Source organism: Desulfobulbaceae bacterium, assembly GCA_013792005.1.
GTDB lineage: Bacteria > Desulfobacterota > Desulfobulbia > Desulfobulbales > VMSU01 > VMSU01.
Window position 1 is genome coordinate 15,638 of sequence record VMSU01000244.1, and the last position, 12,836, is coordinate 28,473.

Below are 12,836 nucleotides of genomic sequence, written 5' to 3' on the forward strand. Positions count from 1 at the left end.
CCAGCTCACCTGGCGATGCAAACCACCAAATGATGAACTTGTCCATCGCCCAGACACCCTTCAGTCTAACCCAAGCTGGTACTCGGGAGCGATCCCATATCCACGTCGCCGATTCACCATCCCTACCACCAACAACAAAATAATCCCAAAAAGTACAGCCACCTGGGCCTTTATCGGAGTCCCCGCAGCAGTGCCTCCCAATCCCCAATTCTGGACCAGAGCCGCTCCCACCAGCATACCAAGAACCGTGACTCCGGCATCGGTATCACCTTGCCCAGAGGCCACGAGTTGCCGCAAGGGGCAACCGCGGATCAATACCGAACCAAAACCAACCAACAACATCCCGAGAAAGGCCCAACCATAACTGTCGTTAGAACTCGGCTGACCATTGAGTCCAAAGGAGAACTGACCGGTAAGCAGACTGGCCACAAGGGCGAAGCTGAAAAAAGACCCCAAACTGATCAACAGCCCGGTCGATCGCGGGCAATTCATCACCTCCCGCGGCCCCCACAAGAAAAAGCGGGCGATGCCGCCGGTGATACAGAACTGGGTATGTTGAGACCACCCGCCGACCAAAAGGCCCAAGCCCAAAGCCAGGACAAACGGAGCATGCAACGCCCCACCACCCTTAATACTTTCCCCGATAAAGGACGGCTTCATGACAGACAAGACCAGAAGCAAAAACATAAATCCCGGGAGCATATAGCCGCTCGCTTTTGGCACCTCACTCGCCTTACCAAGTTGAAAGCCATTTTCGACAAACTCAAGCCCAATATAGATCCCTGCCACCAGCCCGACCACTCCGACCAAGGCCCCGATGTCACCTGCCGCAAGCCTCAACACCATCTTGACCGGGCAGCCGATAAAGACCGAGCAGCCGATAATCAACAACACCCCAACCACAAAGCGTAGCAGAGGAGAACTGCCGCCGGTCGCTATAAAATCCTTGCGGTAGACAGACCAGGCAAAAGCTCCAAGAACAATACCGATAATTTCAGGACGGAGATACTGCATCCTCTCATTGGCATGGAGACCCAGTGCACCTGCCATATTCTCCATGAAGCAGGAGACACAAAGCCCGGTATTGGCAGGGTTCCCGTAATACGACAAGATGACAGCCCCAATGCCGATCACCGCCCCCATCAACACGAACACACTCTTACGCATAATTTGCCTCCTGTCTAACCGCAACTACCGGCAATTTTCCGCAACAGATAATAATACACTGTTCGGGCGGACAATAACGCAGCATCATCATGCTTGGTAGCCAACCCCGACTCAATTACAGACCAAGCCTCTTCAACCGTTTTCTTGATTTTCTTCCCTTGAAAGTGTTCCGATTTTTTATCCAAGAAATCGGGGTTCAAATCCACCGCCTTCCGATATTCAAGCATAGCGCCAACCGAATCTTGACGGTAAAGATGGAGATCACCCCATAACAAAAAAGGCATAGCCTCATAGGGATAGGCGACGACCATCTCTTTGAGCAACGACTCTGCCTGCTCCAGATTATTTCCGGCAAGCAATGTCTTGACCACGCTGATTTTCTTGTCAAATACGGGATCTATCCTCACAACAAACTGTGCACTCTGGCGCCGCTCCTCTGGCTGTCGCTCCAAAAACACCACCAGAAACAACGCCCATACCGTGAGCATGACTGCAGCTAAGATTGAGATTATATCAAGTCTGTCCACTGATATTCCATTTATGTCCTAAACCGAAAATTGATGATGTTGTAATCAAGCAACCGCCGTCCCGGCATTTATTGCAAAGCACCCAAACCTTGAGCTGCCCACCATTCCGTTTTATAGACACGAAGGAGCCCTATCCTCAATCAGAAAACCAACAGCGCCTGCCAGCTACTCTTATTTGAGATTATAAGCAGAATATTACGATTATCCACCTTAAATAATACACTCCGCTCAATTTACAGCACGCAGGAGTCTGGTGCCGGGGAGGAGAAAGAATGTACCCGGAATAGGCCCGTCCAGCAACAAGATTGCCTTCCGCACACAACGGCAGGTTGTTGACATTAACGTTCCACCAATAAAAAGGGAGCGACAACAGAAAAAAACACCCCTCCATTGAGCCCCCACAAACTAACATTAATCTGCAACAACTAGTCATTATTTTTAATCAATGTCGCTTTACAAATAGAAACGAGCATGGTCTATTAATAGATTTTACATCACCTTTTATGTTGATCTGGCTATCGACTGAAGGTTATTAGGGAGCAGCCAATCGCAACTAATAAAATGGATTGCATCTGATCTGGCACCTATAACTATAACAGACGAAACGTCTGAAACCATGACTTACTGCGCCTCAGCAACAAGATACTATATCGTTTATGAACAGACTTCATATCCTCAGCACCATGCTTCTCTGCCTCACCATTCCCTGCCACACCTGGGCAAACACCACCCGGATACTGCGTATTGAATTGAGTTATTCCGGCAGTGCAGTATCGTACAACCTCTACAAGGACGGAGTGCGGGTTTGCTCCAACATGAACACGGACGAATCGCAGATAGACTGCCCTGTCGAAATCGACCCTACTCCGATGACTTTTATCATAACCGCCGTTGACCAAAACGGCACAGAAAGCCCGCAGTCAGCGCCCTATATCCTCGTACCGCCTGAACTCCCAACAGCAAGCTTCACCTCCACCATAATATCCAAGACGGAGCCAGCCCTCGTCAGCTTTGATGCCAGCGATTCCGTTGATTTTGATGGCATGATTATTCGTTACGACTGGGATTTTGGCGATGGCAGCACTGGCGCCGGGAAATTCATTGACCACCCATACCCCACTCCTGGCACCTATACCACCCGGTTGACCGTAATCGACGACGACAGCCACTCTGCCGAGATGACGTCTCTGCTTACCATTGCCCCCGCCCCTGTGGCTATAAGTCAGTCTCTGACCACCCGGGAAAACTGCACCCTGCGAGGCATCCTAACGGCTGAGAACTCCCCCGAAGAAACCACACTGACCTTTACCCTGGAGACCACGCCGCAGCATGGTATCATCAAGGAATTTGACACCCGCACCGGAGGCTTTGCCTACACCCCCCACCCTGATTTTAACGGCGCGGATCATTTCACCTTCACGGCCAGCAATGAAACAATGAACTCATCTCAAGCCACAGTAAGCGTCACCGTAACGCCGGCCAACAATGCGCCAACCACCGTCACCGACTTCGGAAAAGTCAATACCAGACGCTCAATTGTCATCCCGGTAGCCACCAACGATAGCGACCTGGACGGAGATCTTCTCACCGTGGTCTCAGTAACCCCGCCAAGCTCTGGAAAAGCTCAAATCATCAATAACTCAATCTGCTATACCGCCCCCAACACTGCAGGCCTGGTCATCTTTTGGTATCAAATCAGCGATGACAAGGGCAAGATATCTCTTGGAACCGTTGAAGTAGCCGTGAGCAACTAACCTAATCCACCAACTCACTCCCACAGGATCACTTGTCAACTGTTAGGAACCATCAGCCTGATCATAAAGGGATTCATCGCAAAAGTACGCGGCAACTCTCCGGCGGGATCGCCATCGATCTGAACCGGAACCCCATCACCACTGACGACAAAGACCCGGCCTCTGAGCTGCTCTCCCCATGGATAAGCCAAAGGACGCCCTGACACCAAGGCCATCCCGGCCATAAGCTGAGCCAAACGCCCCGGTCGGAGAATAAGACAGACATCCAAACAGTCCGCAACAAGAGAAGCCTCCGGGGTCATGGTGAATTTCCCCCCGTAACTCCGCGCGTTGCTGATGATCGCTCCAAACCCATGATGCGTTGCCCCACGGTCATCCACAATCCTCAACGGGGTGTCCCGCAGACGAAGCCACCCAAGGCAGGCGCTAATCAGATACGCACCCTTGGCCACCCGCCGTTTAAGACTCAGATCGACATCCCGCACCACGGCGGCATCAAAGCCGATCCCTGCCATCAGCACAAAACGGCGCTCCCCTGCCAACCCGAGATGAATCGCTGTCGGAATTCCATGAAGAGCCACGGCACAGGCTTGGTCAACCCGCCATGGCAGCTCCGCCTCCAAGGCCAGAACATTAGTTGTGCCTGCCGGCAACACCGCAAGCGGAGGCGAACCTGCCGTCATGCCATTCACCACCTCGTTGACAGTGCCGTCACCACCTGCCACCACCAGCCGGTCATAACCTCTGTCCGCACCTTGAGCGGCATACATCTCCGCATCCCCCCGTCCTCGAGTCAGGCAAAGATCAACCTCAACGCCCTGGGAGGCGAAATATCGCTGGGCCTGGGTGATAGCAGCTTCCGCATTGCGACCGGCAACCGGATTGGCAATTAATTGTATACGCATAGCATTCCCCTTAATATTGCCCCCGACTCCACCCTTCTGCACTACCCTTCTCTTAGCCATTTCTGGATAGTTCCGTTACTTTTCTTCCTCATCAACAGACTTGCTGTCTCCCGCCGATCCAGTCAACAGACTGAAGGTAGCGCCGGCAATCGGCCTGATATGACTAACTCGATAGACCAGATCCCGATGCCGAATGGCCTCAACCGGCCTGACCTCCCGAAACTTATGAAGTAACAGGGCGGCAGCGGCAAACCTCATCATCCCGGAAAGCAAAAAAATGACCGGCAGAATAAATTGCGGCGCCCAGGTCCATGAGCCTAAGGAAAATGATGCAGGGAGGTGTCCTGCCACAAAGCCCCCGCCAAGGGACCCGCACAAGACTGCAGCCCCGTTAATCAACCCCTGATAGGCCACACAACGAGCCCGTTTCGGCGGGGATACCGCATCAAATAAAAAATTACTGGATGCCAGCGAAAAGCCGGCCCAGATGATCCCGGCCACCACCTGAATCAGCATCAGATACACAATGTGTGATGAGAACAGCCACAGGGCAGGCACCACGCTGATCCCCCACCCACAGAGGCTCAAAATCTTCTTATTGCCAAACCGATCGCTCAGCTCACCCCAGTAGCGAAACATGAGAAACTGGGTAACCGTAGCCACAGAGACCACTACCGTGAACTCAAGATAGGAAAATTTGAGATCCCGCAGCATGTACAGGGCAAAATAGGGCGCAGAAAATGACACCGCCAGATTGACCAACCCGACATAAAAAACGTATTTAGCAAAGTTTGAGTGCGGCGACCGCCTGAGAAACTGACGAAAGGTAAAAACCTGGGCCGAATCCACCGACCAGGCAGGATCACGGTATAAGCCCAACCAGCGGCGCGAAATCAGACGAGCCACCCCGGCCGCCAGAAAGATCAGCATAAATCCCCAGGCCGCATCTCCACGCCGCTCAAAGATGTGCAAGGTGAGTCCAGCGCAAGTCAGGGCAACAAAGGAACTTAAGCCATTAACCCGGTTCCTGAAACCAAAAAATCGACCCCGAATATTCCCAGGAACCATATCTCCAATCAAACTATTCCACACTGGGGCCGTAAATCCGGTAGCGGCCTGATTCACTACGGCAAGAACAATAACGCATGCTGCTGTCAATGGCCCGTGCCCCAGCGCCAAGGATATCCCCGCCAGAGGAAACCACACCAAGGCCTGAACCAGGACAGAACGCATGATCCGGCGCAGACGGCTTGGACAACTATCCATGGCGATAGCGCTCCACCACTGCATCACCGCTCCCACTAACTGCGGAAGCGCCGACAACAGGCCAATCTGTACCGTCGTAGCCTGGAGAAAAACCCCAAAGGGGCCGAGATACGCCTCGCCGCAGCCAAGCATAACCGCATTGGCACTGCCATCACGGATTGAGGCATCCAGCGCAGAATCGCCCCATTGGCTATCGCGCCGTGGAAGTGTCGCAGGTGTGTCAGACATATCCCTACTGGCTCGTCCCTCGTCTAAAAAACAGTGCCGCCCTGCCAAAGTCATCCACCAAAACATCTTTTGTGGTTAATCCGATAAACCAAATTCAAAATCCACAAAATACCACACTCCGGCATGGCTCCGCTATCTTTCTCATTGCAATTTCAAGGACCATAGCACATAGTGGCAACGGCCTGTCATTGATCACGAGCCTCAAGCGAGTGATAACAGACGATCCAGCTGCTGCCCATATTATGCTTATTCACACCAAACCTCATCCCCTAAGAGTATCGCCAGGGAAATCATTTCCCCATGTCCACACACACCCCGAAACACTCACCCCTCATCCGTCACCGCCTCCAGGCAGCATTGGTGTACTGGATCGGGCTGCCAGGGACAGTCATCGGCTCCGGCCTCCTCATCGACATGCTCCTCACTGTGCCCCGAATAAAACTTACCCCATACACTCTGGGCTGCGGAGGACTCTTTTTGTGTACCGGTCTGGCCCTGATCAGCTGGTCGAACCGGGATCTTCTTCGCCTGGGCCTCGGCACCCCCAGCCCAGCAAGCCCGTGCCGTCGCCTGGTAACAACCGGCAGTTATAAGCTCTGTCGTCACCCTATGTTTTTAGGCTACGACTTGGCATCCTTCGCTGTTTTACTTTTTGTTGGCTCACCGGCAGCACTCCTGGTAAGCTATCCTATAATGCTGGCATGGCAGACCCACTTTCTCAAACGGGAAGAACATATCCTGCTCCTTCGCTTTACCAAGGAATACCAAGATTACCAAGCCATAGTCCCCTTCCTCATCCCCTTTCCGGCGCCGAGACCTCGATGATCAACACCCTCTTATCCCTTCGAAAATTATTGCAGGCCAGCCGCGAACATCAACACATCGAAACGGCTATCCTAACCCGCTTTCAGGACCTCATCGAGCCGCGCTACCGAGTAGCAACGCCCAAGGGCAAAGCCAACCAACTCCAGTATCTGCAGCGCAACTTCTTTTCAAGCCTGTTCCTGTCGATCTATCGTGCGATCGGGATCCCGGAGGAAAAACGCTCATTCTATGGGCAGATCAATCACTGTATCCGCGGCCTAGTTACCGCCACCGACAACCTACTGGATGACGAGTATAAAGAACTCTTGCCCCTGAACTTTCCAGAACCGGCAATCCGCTTCAAAAGCGTGATGCATATCCTCTGCTTTGACCGGATCCTTGAGGGAATCTGCCGCCAGGGAATCAAAGACGGACTCATTCACCCCGCTCAGCACGAACCCCTCATGACCGCTATATTTCAGGCCATGGTGCCTATAGGTGCCGAAGAGGCCCTGGAGGAAGGTGGCATCAGCGAAATCATCACCCCGACTGCCATCCTGAGTAGTGTCCACATGTATAAAGGCGGAAAACTCCTGTGTCTTGCCTTCACCGCCCCGCTTCTCCTCGAAAGTAAGCGCCACTCGCTCGTATCCCTGGCAGAAACAGGAGTCTACCGAATCGGCATGGCGTTACAGGTTATTGATGACCTCACCGACTTCTATCAGGATATCGCGGCCAAAAACCACAACTTCCTGCTGTCATCAGTTCATCACGAGGGTCGGGCAGACGAACAAGAACAACTCAAAGCCACACTCAAAGAGGCAAACCAGGATACCACCACCCAGCCCCCAGTAGAAATCCTGTTCCCGGAAACAATCAAACGGGTCATGGCCCAAACCATCGGAGAGGCGCTCGCCGGCTTTGCCGCCTTGAAAGAGACCGGATTCTGGTATAATGAAAAACAGGCGCTTAGAGTCATCCGCTTCCTCTTCACCATCCGTGGAGTCGGCCACCTCTTGCCCTTTTTCCCGGAGCCAGGCACTGCCCTGCGCCTGACCTCACACTTAGACACTTGAACCCCCAAAGTCATGATTACCACCCGCGGTCGGGACCTGAACCATGTGGCATCCCTCTACGACCCCGTAATTGAGATCTTATCCTTCGGTCGGGAGCAGCGCTTCAGAGACTTAAGTCTTGAGCACATGGCGATCCGTCCTGATGACCGTATCCTCGACATTGGCTGCGGCACCGGAACTCTCACTCTCCTGGCAGCCAAACACCTTACCGTCACCGGCAACGCAACCGGTATCGACGCTGCGACAAAGATGATTGCCATCGCCCGCAACAAAGCCGAACAGCAGGGAATTCCAGCCCGTTTTGAACACGCCGTGGCGGAAGCCCTCCCCTTTAACGATAGTGCGTTCACCTTGGTTGTCAGCTCCATGTTCTGCCACCATATCGATCTGGAACTCAAGCGCTTAGCGTTTCGCGAGATGCTCCGGGTTCTCGCCCCCGGCGGTCGGCTGGTCTGTGCCGACATTGACCGCCCCACCACCATCCTCGGTTGGCTGACCGGCTGGACAGGACGCTGGCTGCTGCTGCAGCCGGAACTTGCCGACAACCTCCGCGGCCTATTGCCAAACTTAATTGAAGAGGCCGGATTTATCGCTGTCCGCCGAGTTGCCCACGTCCATGGCCTGATCTCAGTATTCACCGCCATCAAAAGTGATACCAACCCCGGCAACAGACCAGCCTCCGAGGTGTCTCGGCCATGAAGGCGCTGACAATCACCATCCTCTTAGCCTTCCGCAATCTGACCCGCAACCGCCGCCGCTCTGCCCTCACCATCGCCGCCATCGCCTTTGCCCTGGCATGCCTGCTGGTGTTCGGCGCACTCAAGAAGGGGCTGCATCAGACCATGGTCGCCACCACCACCAATACCGACATCGGTGTCATTCAGATCCACGGACAGGGTTACGCCCCTACCCTGGTAAACCTCACCCCACTGCCCAACCCGGACGAGGTCACACAAACCTTGCGCACCCTCAAGATCAACTCCTTTGCCCGCCGACTCAAAGCAAATGGCTTGATCCTCGCTGGGGCAAAGAGCGCTGCCGTGGTCATTCACGGCGTCATCCCTGAAGAGGAACGCACGGTCACCGTGGTCCATGAGCGAATGGTCATGGGTTCACCCCCGGCAGGTCCCCTTGAAGCCATGGTCGGCCAGGCCCTCGCCACCTCCTTTGGTCTCGGCATAAACGACCAGCTTACCATAATGACCCAAGACGTGTTCGGCACCCCGAAAAGCCGCACACTTACCATCACCGGTATCTATCAAACAGGGGTCGCAGCTTTTGACCAAGGGCATATCTTTCTCCCCCTTACCTCGCTCCAGTCACTCCTTGATGCCGCAGAGATGATCAGCGAAATAGCCATCGCTCTTCCCGCAGAACCACTGAGCGCTTTAGTCTCCAGACTGAGGCAACAGCTTGATTCCCGCTATCAGGTATCAAGCTGGGAAGATATCGCCCCAGACGTTACTCAACTGATCGCCTTAAACGATTCAACAATGCAGATCCTGATCGCCATAGTTTTTCTGATTGTCGCCATGGGTATCGTCAACACCATGACTACCGTTACTTTTGAACGGTTCAGGGAATTCGGCACCATCGCCGCCTTGGGCGCTACTCCGTCCGGGATCATAGCCTTAGTGACAGCTGAGGCCCTGGCCCTAGGAGTGATCGCATCGTTTACCGGAACCATCATCGGCCTTGCTCTTTGCCTCTATCTTGCGAATCACGGCATCGATCTGACCACACTCACCAGCAACAACCAGTACTTCAGCAACAACCATGTCCTAAAAGCAGCGCTAGACTGGCACACTGTCGCAAGCACCAACGGTTTCACCTTAACAACCTCGCTCGTGGCTGGGCTCTACCCTGCCTGGCTTGCGGCTCGCCAAAATCCGGCCCAAGCACTCAGCCGCCCATAACCCATGAACACAACGTCTCCGCTCATCACCGTCACAGACGCCTGGCGGCTATACGGTTCCCTTAACCAGGACCAGGCGCTAGCCGGGGCGACCCTAGCCGTAGACAAAGGCGAATTTGTCTGCTTAGCAGGACCCTCCGGTTCCGGTAAAACCACTCTCTTAAACCTCATTGGGCTGCTTGATCTGCCAGACAAAGGGCAGATAACAATCATGGGCCATGACACCATGAGCCTGACACTCAGACAGCGGGCCATCTTCCGCCGTTGTTCCCTTGGCTTCATCTTCCAAGCATATAATCTGATCCCCGTCCTTTCCGTTGCCGAAAATGTGGAATACCCTCTGATCCTAAGAGGGAAGGAGAAACAGGAGCGCGCCCACCTGGTAGAGAGAGCCCTGAAGTTAGTCGAAATCTCCCAGCACGCTCTCAAACGGCCCGGCGAACTCTCCGGCGGCCAGCAACAACGGGTGGCTGTGGCAAGAGCTATTGCAGGATCGCCCCCGATCATCCTGGCAGACGAACCGACAGGCAGCTTGGACTCCGGCACAGGCACCGCGCTGATGAACCTCCTGCTGCGACTGAACCAACAATTGGGCATCACCTTTATCTTCTCGTCCCACGACCCCAACGTTACATCCAGGGCTCAACGCATTATCACCCTGCGTGACGGTAAAGTAGCCCACGAATTAACCGAGACAAAAGAAAAGCGAAGAAAGTGCAGCCCCCCTCAATCAAGCGAAAATACTTGATCTTGAAGAACACAAGGGGTACATAATCGAACCTGATGGTGACTCAAGTCCAGACAGGAAAGGGCACGTTGAAGCCCAGACAATAAAACGCAACAAAGTTCATCGAATCGACCCTCCACCCCTTGACATATCTCACCACTGATTTACAAACCGCTACAGTATAACGTACGCCGACTATCCAACCTTCTCAGCAATGACTAAACGCCCCGCCCGTAAAGACCTCCGTGACCGGCTTTTCACCATCGCCCTCCATCTGCTGATCGAACTGCTCCGTCACCTTCCCCGCATGAGCGCCATAGCTCTAATGCGGGGAATCGGCCGCCTCATCTTCACCCTTGGCAAAGAAGGGAGAACCTTGACTATCCGCCACCTGACCATAGCCTTTGCCAATGAAAAATCTCCACGAGAAATCCGCACGCTGGCAGGCCGAGTCTACCGCCATTTCGCCACCGCCCTTGCCGACACCATCCGGCTGCCAGTCAATCTCCGCCAAGGCATCAACACACTGATCACCGCCCAAGGAATACATCACCTAGACCAGGCCCTGGCCAGTGGCAAGGGAGTATTGATAATCACCGGCCATTTCGGCAACTGGGAACTTCTCGGTGCCTGGCTGGCCCAAAACGGCTACCCCCTACGCGTGGTCGGCACCACCCTCGAAAACGAAGGGTTAAACAAGATCGTAGTCAATATGCGTAACGCCTCCGGCTATACCAACATCGCCCGCGGCGCCGGAACCAGGGAGATCATCCGCAGCCTGCACCAAGGGTGCGCTATCGGCCTGCTCATCGACCAGGATACCAGCGTACCAGGAGTCTTCGTCCAGTTCTTTGGAAAGCCAGCCCATACCCCAACCGGTCCGGCAATCCTAGCCAGGAAATTAGGCATTCCGATCATCCCCATCTTTATGCATCTAAAAGATGACCTCACCTACCATATAGAATGCGAACCGCCCCTGAAACTGATCTCCACCGATGACGCAAAACACGACTTACTCGTCAACACCCAACTCTGCTCCGACACTTACGAACAAGTCATCCGCCGCTTTCCAGAACAATGGGTCTGGATGCATAAACGATGGAAAACAAGGCCTGACGCACCAGAATCAACTACTCAACAAAAGGCAGAGCCCAGTAATTTCCCTTGACCCAACCCTTCCCGGGTCATGATCTGTGAAAGCAGGGCATGCAGCTGATGAGCGCCCATCCCACCCCAGTTCGGCTGGACCAGCAGCGAGGGATCACTGTAACTCCATAACCGATGAATCACCACCGACGCAGGGACATAGGCCAAGAGTCGAGCCAGAATCGTCAGATACTCATGAGGGGGGTAGGTGATAAAGGGCTCCGTCTCATACTCGCGATGCAAAATTGTGCCGCGGATCACCTGAAGATGGTGAAACTTAATGGCATCCACCCCAAGAGCTGTGACTCTTTGCACGGTGGTCAGCATATTATCAAGGTCCTCCCCAGGGAGGCCGATGATCAGGTGAACACCCAATCCTATTTTTGCAGCTTTAAGCCGACAGGCAGCCTCCACAAAATCATGATAGGTATGATTGCGATTGATTCGGCGCAGGGTTTTGTCATGTGACGATTGCAGGCCTACCTCGACCAGAACTTCTTTGCCCTGTTCCTTAGAGATCAGCGAGGCTAAGCCGTCAACGACACCCTCTCCCAAACAATCAGGACGGGTACTGACGATCAAGCCCACGCAGTCCGGCCCGGCCATCGCTTGCTGAAAGGCAGCGAAGATTTCTTCCAAGGGGCCGTCGGTTGAGGTTTCCTGTTGAAAGTAGGCGAAATACCGTCTAAACTTCCGTACTTCAAGAAATCGCCTGCCCTGGGCCAACTGATCGGCAACCGAGCCCCTCTCATCAAGGTAATAGGGGGTAAAACTAGCTGGAGCGCAGTACGTGCAGCCGCCCCTCTGCCGATTTGGGCAGACCCGGCCTAGACTCAAAGCGATTTTACCTACCGGTTGTCCATAGCGCATCAAGCAATACCGGCTAAAAAGATTGATCCCTTTATTGCCCACTCAACACCCTACCCTTAACTCCATGGCCATCATCGACCTCACCCACCCAATGAAACCAGACATGCCGACCTACCCGGGCGACCAGCAACCGGTCTTTGCTCCTGTTGCCAGCCTCAATAGTCACGGGTATGTTGCAAGCCTCATCAGCTTCACGACCCACACCGGCACCCATATCGACTCCCCGGCCCATTGCCTAAATAAAGGAAAGACTCTCGATCAGTTCCCAGCCAGTCACTTTATCGGCCAGGCGCTGGTAATCGACTGTCGGCAAGTCCGGGGCGACATCACCCTCTCGCACTTAGCCCCGCTTGGTTCATCTCTGAATACGGACTTCCTGCTGATCCTCACCGGCTGGGATCGCTACTGGAAAGATAAAAGATATTTCATAGACTTCCCGGTGCTATCAGCC

The 12,836-nt window shown here is 53.9% G+C and carries 13 protein-coding genes; 8 read left to right on the forward strand and 5 right to left on the reverse strand.

Features of this window, described 5'->3' with window-relative positions; translation table 11 throughout:
- Positions 1-60 precede the first annotated feature (60 nt).
- Both FP815_15935 and FP815_15940 read right to left on the reverse strand, forming a co-directional pair.
- Positions 61-1,167 carry a YedE-related selenium metabolism membrane protein gene (locus FP815_15935; GenBank protein MBA3016419.1) on the reverse strand — a complete coding sequence of 369 codons (1,107 nt, stop codon included), beginning with the start codon at positions 1,165-1,167 and terminating at the stop codon, positions 61-63.
- A 14-nt stretch (positions 1,168-1,181) separates the two neighbouring features.
- Positions 1,182-1,694: a hypothetical protein gene (locus FP815_15940; protein ID MBA3016420.1), complete on the reverse strand. Its 513-nt coding sequence runs from the start codon at positions 1,692-1,694 to the stop codon at positions 1,182-1,184.
- A gap of 656 nt (positions 1,695-2,350) precedes the next feature.
- On the opposite strand from FP815_15940, the gene FP815_15945 reads away from it, so the two are divergent.
- Entirely contained in the window at positions 2,351-3,448 is a 1,098-nt protein-coding gene (locus FP815_15945; GenBank protein ID MBA3016421.1) for a PKD domain-containing protein, read from the forward strand.
- A gap of 35 nt (positions 3,449-3,483) precedes the next feature.
- Here FP815_15945 and FP815_15950 read toward each other — a convergent pair whose 3' ends face one another.
- Together FP815_15950 and FP815_15955 are read right to left on the reverse strand one after the other, a co-directional pair.
- Positions 3,484-4,413 carry a hypothetical protein gene (locus tag FP815_15950; GenBank protein MBA3016422.1) on the reverse strand — a complete coding sequence of 310 codons (930 nt, stop codon included), beginning with the start codon at positions 4,411-4,413 and terminating at the stop codon, positions 3,484-3,486.
- Between the two features lie 15 nt (positions 4,414-4,428).
- Entirely contained in the window at positions 4,429-5,913 is a 1,485-nt protein-coding gene (locus FP815_15955; GenBank protein ID MBA3016423.1) for an MFS transporter, read from the reverse strand.
- A gap of 234 nt (positions 5,914-6,147) precedes the next feature.
- On the opposite strand from FP815_15955, the gene FP815_15960 reads away from it, so the two are divergent.
- The 6 genes from FP815_15960 (at position 6,148) to FP815_15985 (ending at position 11,537) form a co-directional block, all read left to right on the forward strand.
- On the forward strand, positions 6,148-6,672 hold the full coding sequence (locus FP815_15960; protein MBA3016424.1) for an isoprenylcysteine carboxylmethyltransferase family protein: 525 nt from the start codon (positions 6,148-6,150) through the stop codon (positions 6,670-6,672).
- Positions 6,669-7,727, forward strand: coding sequence for a hypothetical protein (locus FP815_15965; protein ID MBA3016425.1), 1,059 nt, complete (start codon positions 6,669-6,671; stop codon positions 7,725-7,727). Before FP815_15960 ends, FP815_15965 begins: the two co-directional genes overlap by 4 nt.
- A gap of 12 nt (positions 7,728-7,739) precedes the next feature.
- A complete protein-coding gene (locus tag FP815_15970) occupies positions 7,740-8,426 on the forward strand; it encodes a methyltransferase domain-containing protein (protein MBA3016426.1) in 687 nt (228 codons plus the stop codon).
- Positions 8,423-9,643 (forward strand): ABC transporter permease, encoded by a 1,221-nt coding sequence (locus tag FP815_15975; GenBank protein MBA3016427.1) that lies wholly within the window; start codon positions 8,423-8,425, stop codon positions 9,641-9,643. Before FP815_15970 ends, FP815_15975 begins: the two co-directional genes overlap by 4 nt.
- Before the next feature lie 3 nt (positions 9,644-9,646).
- Positions 9,647-10,390 carry an ABC transporter ATP-binding protein gene (locus FP815_15980; GenBank protein ID MBA3016428.1) on the forward strand — a complete coding sequence of 248 codons (744 nt, stop codon included), beginning with the start codon at positions 9,647-9,649 and terminating at the stop codon, positions 10,388-10,390.
- A gap of 193 nt (positions 10,391-10,583) precedes the next feature.
- Positions 10,584-11,537 (forward strand): lysophospholipid acyltransferase family protein, encoded by a 954-nt coding sequence (locus tag FP815_15985; GenBank protein ID MBA3016429.1) that lies wholly within the window; start codon positions 10,584-10,586, stop codon positions 11,535-11,537.
- Here the strand turns inward: FP815_15985 and FP815_15990 are convergent.
- Positions 11,504-12,385, reverse strand: coding sequence for a TIGR01212 family radical SAM protein (locus FP815_15990; GenBank protein MBA3016430.1), 882 nt, complete (start codon positions 12,383-12,385; stop codon positions 11,504-11,506). The genes FP815_15985 and FP815_15990 overlap by 34 nt on opposite strands.
- Positions 12,386-12,419: 34 nt before the next feature.
- Between FP815_15990 and FP815_15995 the strand changes: the two genes are divergently transcribed.
- Positions 12,420-12,836, forward strand: a 417-nt coding sequence (locus tag FP815_15995) for a cyclase family protein (protein ID MBA3016431.1), incomplete at its 3' end; no start/stop codon positions are given.

Coding starts and splice junctions, on each gene's coding strand:
- FP815_15955 (MBA3016423.1), bottom strand. CDS start 5,913: ATGTTTTGGTGGATGACTTTGGCAGGGCGGCACTGTTTTTTAGACGAG.
- FP815_15970 (MBA3016426.1), top strand. CDS start 7,740: ATGATTACCACCCGCGGTCGGGACCTGAACCATGTGGCATCCCTCTAC.
- FP815_15985 (MBA3016429.1), top strand. CDS start 10,584: ATGACTAAACGCCCCGCCCGTAAAGACCTCCGTGACCGGCTTTTCACC.
- FP815_15935 (MBA3016419.1), bottom strand. CDS start 1,167: ATGCGTAAGAGTGTGTTCGTGTTGATGGGGGCGGTGATCGGCATTGGG.
- FP815_15975 (MBA3016427.1), top strand. CDS start 8,423: ATGAAGGCGCTGACAATCACCATCCTCTTAGCCTTCCGCAATCTGACC.
- FP815_15960 (MBA3016424.1), top strand. CDS start 6,148: ATGTCCACACACACCCCGAAACACTCACCCCTCATCCGTCACCGCCTC.
- FP815_15990 (MBA3016430.1), bottom strand. CDS start 12,385: ATGCGCTATGGACAACCGGTAGGTAAAATCGCTTTGAGTCTAGGCCGG.
- FP815_15950 (MBA3016422.1), bottom strand. CDS start 4,413: ATGGCTAAGAGAAGGGTAGTGCAGAAGGGTGGAGTCGGGGGCAATATT.
- FP815_15965 (MBA3016425.1), top strand. CDS start 6,669: ATGATCAACACCCTCTTATCCCTTCGAAAATTATTGCAGGCCAGCCGC.
- FP815_15980 (MBA3016428.1), top strand. CDS start 9,647: ATGAACACAACGTCTCCGCTCATCACCGTCACAGACGCCTGGCGGCTA.
- FP815_15945 (MBA3016421.1), top strand. CDS start 2,351: ATGAACAGACTTCATATCCTCAGCACCATGCTTCTCTGCCTCACCATT.